The organism is Selenomonas sp. (genome assembly GCF_052169755.1).
Lineage (GTDB): Bacteria > Bacillota > Negativicutes > Selenomonadales > Selenomonadaceae > Selenomonas.
Map to the genome: position 1 here is coordinate 1 of NZ_JBQNBV010000102.1, position 7,502 is coordinate 7,502.

Annotated in this window: 4 protein-coding genes, 1 pseudogene and 1 riboswitch; all 5 genes and pseudogenes read right to left on the reverse strand. The window is 53.6% G+C overall.

What is annotated here, in order from left to right:
- Positions 1 to 2,209, reverse strand: a pseudogene (locus tag ACTTKG_RS07790) (autotransporter outer membrane beta-barrel domain-containing protein); the annotation flags it as partial.
- A gap of 12 nt (positions 2,210 to 2,221) precedes the next feature.
- Complete coding sequence (locus ACTTKG_RS07795) at positions 2,222 to 4,693, reverse strand: TonB-dependent receptor (protein ID WP_442673656.1); 2,472 nt, start codon at positions 4,691 to 4,693, stop codon at positions 2,222 to 2,224.
- Positions 4,694 to 5,030: 337 nt separating this feature from the next.
- A riboswitch (cobalamin riboswitch) is annotated at positions 5,031 to 5,204 on the reverse strand.
- A 95-nt stretch (positions 5,205 to 5,299) separates the two neighbouring features.
- On the reverse strand, positions 5,300 to 6,214 hold the full coding sequence (locus ACTTKG_RS07800) for an Rpn family recombination-promoting nuclease/putative transposase (protein ID WP_442673657.1): 915 nt from the start codon (positions 6,212 to 6,214) through the stop codon (positions 5,300 to 5,302).
- Between the two features lie 331 nt (positions 6,215 to 6,545).
- A complete protein-coding gene (locus tag ACTTKG_RS07805; protein ID WP_442673658.1) occupies positions 6,546 to 7,106 on the reverse strand; it encodes a 3'-5' exonuclease in 561 nt (186 codons plus the stop codon).
- 114 nt (positions 7,107 to 7,220) lie between these two features.
- Positions 7,221 to 7,502, reverse strand: a 282-nt coding sequence (locus tag ACTTKG_RS07810) for an FAD-dependent oxidoreductase (RefSeq protein WP_442673659.1), incomplete at its 5' end; no start/stop codon positions are given.

Sequence of the window (7,502 nt, forward strand, 5' to 3'; positions counted from 1 at the left end):
CATCTTTCGTGCCGGGCGTCGCGCCGTTCGCACCCGTGTTCATATTGATCTCGCCTTGATAGGCGGCGAGTGCGTAGTAGCTGTATTTCATGCCTGCGGGCGCTTGAATCGAGCCGCCGCCGAGATGAACGCTGCTATCTTTCGCATTCGTCGTGACGCCGTTGCCGTAGACGGTCATATCGACATCGCCGTTTACCGTCACATTGCTCTTTTCCACCTGCGTCAAGATTCCTGCATTGTTGAATCGCGAAAAGACATTCTCGCGGTTGAGCGGAATGCCCCATTGATCGGTCGATGCGCCTGCAATCTTCAGATTGCCGCCGATGGTGATTTTCGAGCCGACCGTCGCTTCATACGATTTTTCGCCGCGGCGGTCGCTCTTCTGCACGGCGACGCCGTTGCCGCCAAGCCCGCCCGTCATTGAGATATTGACCGGCGCGTTGATCTCAATCTTTGATGCTGCGTCTTTTGCCGCATCGAGCTGTATGGCGTTCGTCAGACTATTGCCGCCCTTGAAACCTTTCGTGATGATATTGACTTCACGGGCGTTCACGGTGACGTTCTTGCCGTTTCCTGCATAGATGCCCGTCGGATTGCCGACGGTGTTTTCCACTTGGAGATCCAGCTTATGCCCTGCGGCATTGATGTCAATATTGTTATTCGCCGCATAGATGGCAGCGAGGACATTCGTCTTTTTGTCGCCGAGCTTGTCTTTGCCGATATTGAGCAGCTTGTCGCCGCTGTACGTCTGCGTGCTCGTCACGGGATCGGCATCGCTGCCCGTCTGCCAGACGGCGTTCGGGTTCGGTGCAGCAGCCATTGTGCCGCCGCCCAGCTCTTCCGGCAGCGTGAGGCTGACATTGGCGAGTGTCCCCGTGACATGATCCGGCTCAAGCATCGTGACTTTATTGAATCTGGAAAATGCCTTGTTCTCGGAAAAATCCTTCGCCACCCATCTATACTTTTCCACAGCATCGCCATCCGTATAGGCGCGCAGCGTATCGCCAAGCTCCAGCCAAAGACGCTTCGTGTAGTATTCGGCATTCAGTTTGCCGAACCAGCCCTCTCCATGCTCGACGGATGTGACCTTCGTCCACGGCTCGGGGTCATCCGAAAGCAGGTTGGATATGGTCGTCTGATAGACATGTGCATTGATCTTGCTGCCTGACGGATCCAAATTATAGGTCATGACATACGCCGTGCCGTTCGGCAAAGTCTTAATGTCGCGCATATCCTGTCCGGTATCTTTGACATGCTGCGGCAGCCGGACACTTTTCTTCTGCGTGCCGATCAAATTGCCGCTGTCGTCGATCTTCGCCACACTGATCGCCGTATAGTGCGTGTTCCCCGATCCGTCATAGTGCTGATAGCCGCCGATGCAGGAAACGAGAATATGATCGTTGAATCGATTGAGCCGACCTTGGTCGATATTACGGCTGATGCGCGTATAGCTGCCGAACTGCAGGCTGCCGTCATCCTTGATGTCATACTGCATGAGGAATCCGTCATCGTAGGGATCGGTGCCGCCGAGCGGGTTGACGGATGTCGCCACATAGAGCTTTTTCCCCACGGTGAGCAGCGCCTCACCATGCACCTGCGCTTTTTCCGGATCTCCCGTATAGGTGTTTCCCGCATTGCCATGCTGATCTTTATCAAGATTCTCGAAGCTCTCTGTAAACGTATAGCCGCAGTATCGCTTGATGTCCTCCTTGAGATCGACGGTTGCAGCACGGTTTTCAAAGAGTTTGTTGCCGACACGCTGCACGACGCCGATTTTCCCGAGATCGTAGCCCGTCACATAGATATGCGTGTCCGTTCCTGCCACAGCATGTGGATTCGGAGCAGCGAGGATTTTGCCGCCCGCCGCAGCAGCCGCAGCACCCTTAGAGTTCGGATCGATGAGGAGATTTGCCTCAAGTTCCGTCGTGCTGTAGGTGTACTGACGCAAAAACACCATGCTCTTACCGGCGAGATGCAGTCCGTAGGATGCGGGATCACGGTTGAGATTCTTCAGCACGCCGACCTGCGGCTCGGCATCCACATCCGTTGTCACGCGCGAACCCGTGACCGTCCCCATCTCACTGTTGCCATAGTCGGATGGAACGGCCGAAACAAGATTTGCCGCGCTTGCCGTCGAGGCGCAGAGCAGTCCGCCCGCGACGAGTGCGGTAAGGCGCATACGTTGTTTCCTGCAAAACTGTAATTTCATAAGATTACCTCCCTAGAACTCATAGCGGAATGTCATATAATAGCTGCGACCTTGCAGCGGATACTCGATGTTCACGCTGCCGGGATCGCTCCCAAAACGCTGCAGGCTTTCCACCCTTTGCCCGGGCGCACGGTCAAATACATCGTTGCAGCCGAGCGAGAGCGTCATATCCTTGCGCGGCGACCACTTCAAGCCCAAATTGACCGTAGTCAGCGCTTCCGTCGGACGTCCGGCAAGCTCGCGGGTGGCAGCGTTGCTTTTCGGCAGGGCATAATGCGTGTAATATTTTGAAAGATAATGCGCCTCGCCGAAAAAGAGCCACTGTGCCGTCGGACGATAGGTCAATCGCAGATTCCCTTCCCACTCCGGTTGAAACGTCGGATGAATATCGGTCCAATCATAATGCACGGTGGAATTTTTACGCTGCGCACTCATCTTGATATAGGTTCCCTCGATGTCGAGATCAAACTTTTTCCAGTGGAAATTCGTTTGCAGCTCGACGCCGTTCGCTTTGCCGCGCGCATCGTTGAAGTAGGAGCTATAGGTGAGTCCCGCGCGATAGAGCATGAGCATACGATCGGTATCACGCCAGAAGTAGGTAAGCGTCGTCCGATTGTCCGCACCGAGCGCCCTGCCGTCCCAGATCGCACTGAGATCAAACTGCTTGCCTTCCTCCGGCTGCGGAAATACGGCACTCTCGCCGCGAAAATCACGCGGTGCAGGAAGGATGCCCGCACCGTCACCCGCAATCTCGTACATATTGAGCAGACGGTAATAGGTGCCGCCCGTCATGCGCATGGTGAAGTTGTCGTTAAATTTCTTTTTCAGTGCAAGCTGCCAAGTCACCTTGGCATCAGTTTGATCATCCTGCGGATGAATCCAATGATAGGTCTTTGATGGGTTGAATCTGCCCAAGCGGCTATACCCTGTAATCTTTGATTGATTATAGCGAATGGCAGGCGTCAGCTGCCATGACCCTTCTTTGTCAAGCGTAATCGTGTCCTGAATTTGGACATTGAAAATATCCTGATCGAACTGATCGCGCATCTGCGCCCAGAGATTACCGATCTTTGCCTCCGTATCATCAATGACCTTTTCCAGTCCATCTCCCCAGATATTCATACGCTCGTGCGAATAATTGATCTGAAAATCCAACATATTACGCGCATCGAGTTGATATGTTCCGTCCATTTGAATATTATATTTATTCGAGCGGTATTCGCTCCACTCGCGCAAAGGGGTTCTATCCCACTTCTTTGTCGTACCTGTATAAAGGTGCTCGGCACGATACTCCTTTTTTTGGTTGAGATAGTCAACCATCCAGCCCCACTCAAACCTCTTCCCGAGATAGCGGCGCTGTACAAGCAGCTCTGAGGCGCGAATCTTCTGGCGGCGGCTGTCGTGTTTATAGAGATCTTCCCGATCCACTTTCAGCCCCGGAGTAATCATGTCAAAATAGCTTTTCATATCGACCCAAAGGCTATCGGGCAGGTGACGATCCACCGTCTTGTACGTTCCCTTAATCATCCAATCGTTGTTCTGCCATTTGACGAGGAGATCGGTATTGCTGTAGTCGTTGTATTTCCGACGGCGCTCCGCATCCCGCGCCGCATCTGCAAGGCTCTGATGATCTTCCAACCACTGTTTATCAGCAGCTACGGTGAGCTGCCACGCCCCTGCGCCGTTTGCGACATCATAGGCGGCTCGCTCTGCCGGCGTCATTGCAAGAAGCTGCTTCAATTCCGCCGTGTTTTTGATGTAGTCTTTTCCAACCGCTGTATTCGTAAACCACTGATCCGCTGCATAGCTGTGATACGGGAAATCGCCGTCGCGCGACTCGTGGTTCAGACCGAAGAGCAGGCTTCCCGAGCCAACGGGGGCTGTGACCTCGACCGAGGCTTTCTTCGAGCCGAAGGAGCCGGGGCCGATCTCCGCCGAGCCGTGTGCGCCTGTCGGCTTCTTCGTCACGACGTTGATGACGCCGCCGATGAAGGTGCCGCCGAAGCGTGCGGGGATGTAGCCGCGATAGACTTCGATGCGCTCGACGTTGCTGACGGGAATCGTCGAGATGTCAACCGCCGCGTCGCCGCCGAGGTTCGTCAGCACGCCGTCAACGAAGACGCCGACCTGCGCCGCCGTCGAGCCGCGCACGGTCACGGTCGTATACTGCCCCTTGCCGTTGACCTCGCGCACATGGACGCCCGGCACCATCTTGAGGAAGTCGGCCAAGGTCTTCTGCTCCCCCTTGAACTCCTCGGGGCGAATGACCGTCACCGTACCCGGCGAGAGCGTTTCTTCCCAATCGGGACGCTTCGCCTCGACGGTGATCGGCTCCGTCGCATAATGCTGCGATACAGCTTCCGCCGCCTGTGCCGTCTGCACCGCTTCGGACTCTGCCGCCCCTGCCGCTGCGGGATAAAAAGCACTTGCAGCCAACATGGACAATACGCCTGCAATCAATCGCCGTTCTTTCTTCTTTGACATAATACAGCCTCCCTGCGTTTCCTTAAGGAATCACAAAGAACATGCCGTCCGTGATTCCCGAAAACAAAAACCGCCTGCACCCAAAGCATGGAGCAGACGGTCAGAATGTATCATGGACGTCCAAGAGCAGATCCCGTCGGTGCAAACCGGCGGATTCCAACAGGTAAAAACAACGCACACCATCCATACATCGGACATTTGTGCGTATCACTTGCACAGGAAAGAAAAAACCGGCGCGAAAAAACCGCACCGGAGATAGATCTATCCCGAAACTCATAGACGAAATCCCCTACCCATCGCTCGCAGGTACCGACTTCGAGGATCTTCCTCAAAGCCGACGGTGATGTTGAAACAGGCAGTTCTCCTGGCTCAGATTCATCGCCCCTCCAAACCTTCCCAGAAAACTTTCCAGTGGTATTTTTTGGTGGACTCCTCTTACAGTGGCGGGACCGCTCCGGCTTATACCGGATTCCCTATTAAGTCTTGCGACACCTGTTCCCTACCATATTTAATTTTTATGGTTTCATTAATTTAAAGTTTAATACGGTGTACGGCATTTGTCAATACTTTTTAAGAAAAGCTACGTCAATTTAAATTGTCCGTCGCTCAAAGCATCGCCTTGTACTTCGCTTGTTCCTCCTTCGGAATGGACAAAGCATCCATTGCCTTTTCCGCCGTCAGATGCAAATTTATCATGAGCTTGCGAATAGAAAAAATGCGCTCATTCTCCATGCCCTGTGCCATGCCCTGCGTCATGCCCTGCGCCATGCCCTGCGCCATGCCCTGTGCCATGCCCTGTGCCATGCCCTGTGCCATGCCCTGTGCCATGCCCTGCGCTGCACTGTATGCTTTCACTTCATTCATGAGATTTTCCATCGCTTCACACATGCTGATCGCTCCTTCCTCTGTTTCCTTAAGATATCTTACGCGTTCTGATAATATAGCATAATACATATCATCCGCCTGCGTACAACGGAAATCATGCATCAGTCTGCCAAGCGGCGTACTTTCATCCATCATCGAACTATTGACATAAATAATATGAGAGCCATCACAAAAGACGTGGTTTTCTTCTTCAATCATTCTGCAAACCCTGTAAATCGGTCGCCCATACCCCAACACATCTGTCTCTGTAATGAAGATCACATACGATTCCGGCAGTTTATCATAATCTTCCCCTGCGCCCAAAGCATTGGCATCCATAAGGCTGCTGTTATACCTAGCTCGGCGCTCTGCCGCACCTTTTCCTCCACGCTGAATCTCGATGTTAAATTCCTGCTTGTCTGTCCACGCATGGATATCGAGGCGTACACTACGTCCTTGTAAATTTTTCAACGTATCCTGCGTAGTCACTTTCGTTGCTTTAATCTGAGGATTATTCAAGATGATTTGCAAAACGAGATCAACACACGGCAAACTGCCTTGAAACACCGCCGTCATAAAGTCATCATCAAGCAAACGAAAACCTGCTAATATCTCTAAAAATCTCTGCCGCCATTGTGCCTTCTCATCTCTATCCATAATAATTTTCTCCCGCTTAAATTCCTATCATATCTTGATGGCGTAGAATCTGTTTTCTGTTTTTATTATAGCATTATATAACTTCTTCGACCAGTCATTCAAAAGATACAGATTAACAAACCCCTGTATACATTCAAAACTAGCACGCATGTATACGCTCTTCTGAAGCTGGATAAACTACACCACAAATGTCCGCTTTCCGGACATTGTGCGCCGCCCTTAATGAAAGTTCGTCAATCAGCCTGCGCTTTCGGCTTGACTTCTTGGCTTTCATAGAAAAAGGAAGCGCATGAATCTCGTCACAGACGATCTTGCGCTTCCTTTCTTTCCTTCACGCGCCGAAATGGCCGATCCTCACGCCGATTTTCTGTGCAAGCTCTTCTATGTCGTCGGCGCCCGTTTCCATGCCTGCGAAAAGCGGGATGGCGGCGCATGTTCTGGCATCGTCCAAGGCGCGGTGGTGGCGGAAGTTGATATTGAGGTGTGCGCCTACGGTGTTGAGCTTGTGATCGTCAAGGCTAGGCCAGACCTTGCGTGCGATGCGCACGGTGCAGCATGTGCGAAAATCCGGCGCCTGCAGGCGATTGGCAAGGAGCGACGCCTTGAGCACGCCCATGTCGAAGGACGCATTGTGCGCGACGACGAGCTTGCCGGCAAGGCGCTCCTTCAACTCTTCCCAGACCTCGGCGAAGGTCGGCGCATCTGCCACATCCTTAGGCCTTATGCCGTGGATGCCGATGTTGAAACTGTCGAAGCGAAGTCCGGGCGGCTGAATGAGCGTCGTCCACCCTTCCTTTAGCTGTCCGTCCCGCACCTCTACGGTAGCCACGCTGCAGGCGGAGTTCATGCTGCCCGTCGCCGTTTCAAAATCAATCGCGATATAGTTCATCATGGCGATCACCTCGCAAAACACTTTCTGCGGCACTGCCGCGCCATATACACGCCGAGGGACGCTGTCTCTCCCGCGTCCCTCGAACACGCCTGCCGCTTCGGTCTTCTCCGAAGCTCAGGCGTTCTTTTTCTTCTGCAGATACTCGTCGATGGCGGCAGCCGCCTTCTTGCCCGCGCCCATCGCCAAGATGACGGTCGCCGCGCCCGTCACGATGTCGCCGCCCGCGAACACGCCTTCCTTCGTCGTCGCACCCGTCTCCTCGTCAGCGACGATGTTGCCGCGCTTCGTCGTATCCATGCCGGGCGTCGTCGTCGCGACGATGGGATTCGGCCCCGTGCCGATGGACATGATGACCGTATCGACGGGAAGCTCGAACTCCGAGCCTTCGATGGGCAC

What these genes read in the sequence shown, in the direction of transcription:
- ACTTKG_RS07795 (WP_442673656.1), bottom strand. Translation starts at nt 4,693, where the DNA reads ATGTCAAAGAAGAAAGAACGGCGATTGATTGCAGGCGTATTGTCCATG.
- ACTTKG_RS07800 (WP_442673657.1), bottom strand. Translation starts at nt 6,214, where the DNA reads ATGGATAGAGATGAGAAGGCACAATGGCGGCAGAGATTTTTAGAGATA.
- ACTTKG_RS07805 (WP_442673658.1), bottom strand. Translation starts at nt 7,106, where the DNA reads ATGATGAACTATATCGCGATTGATTTTGAAACGGCGACGGGCAGCATG.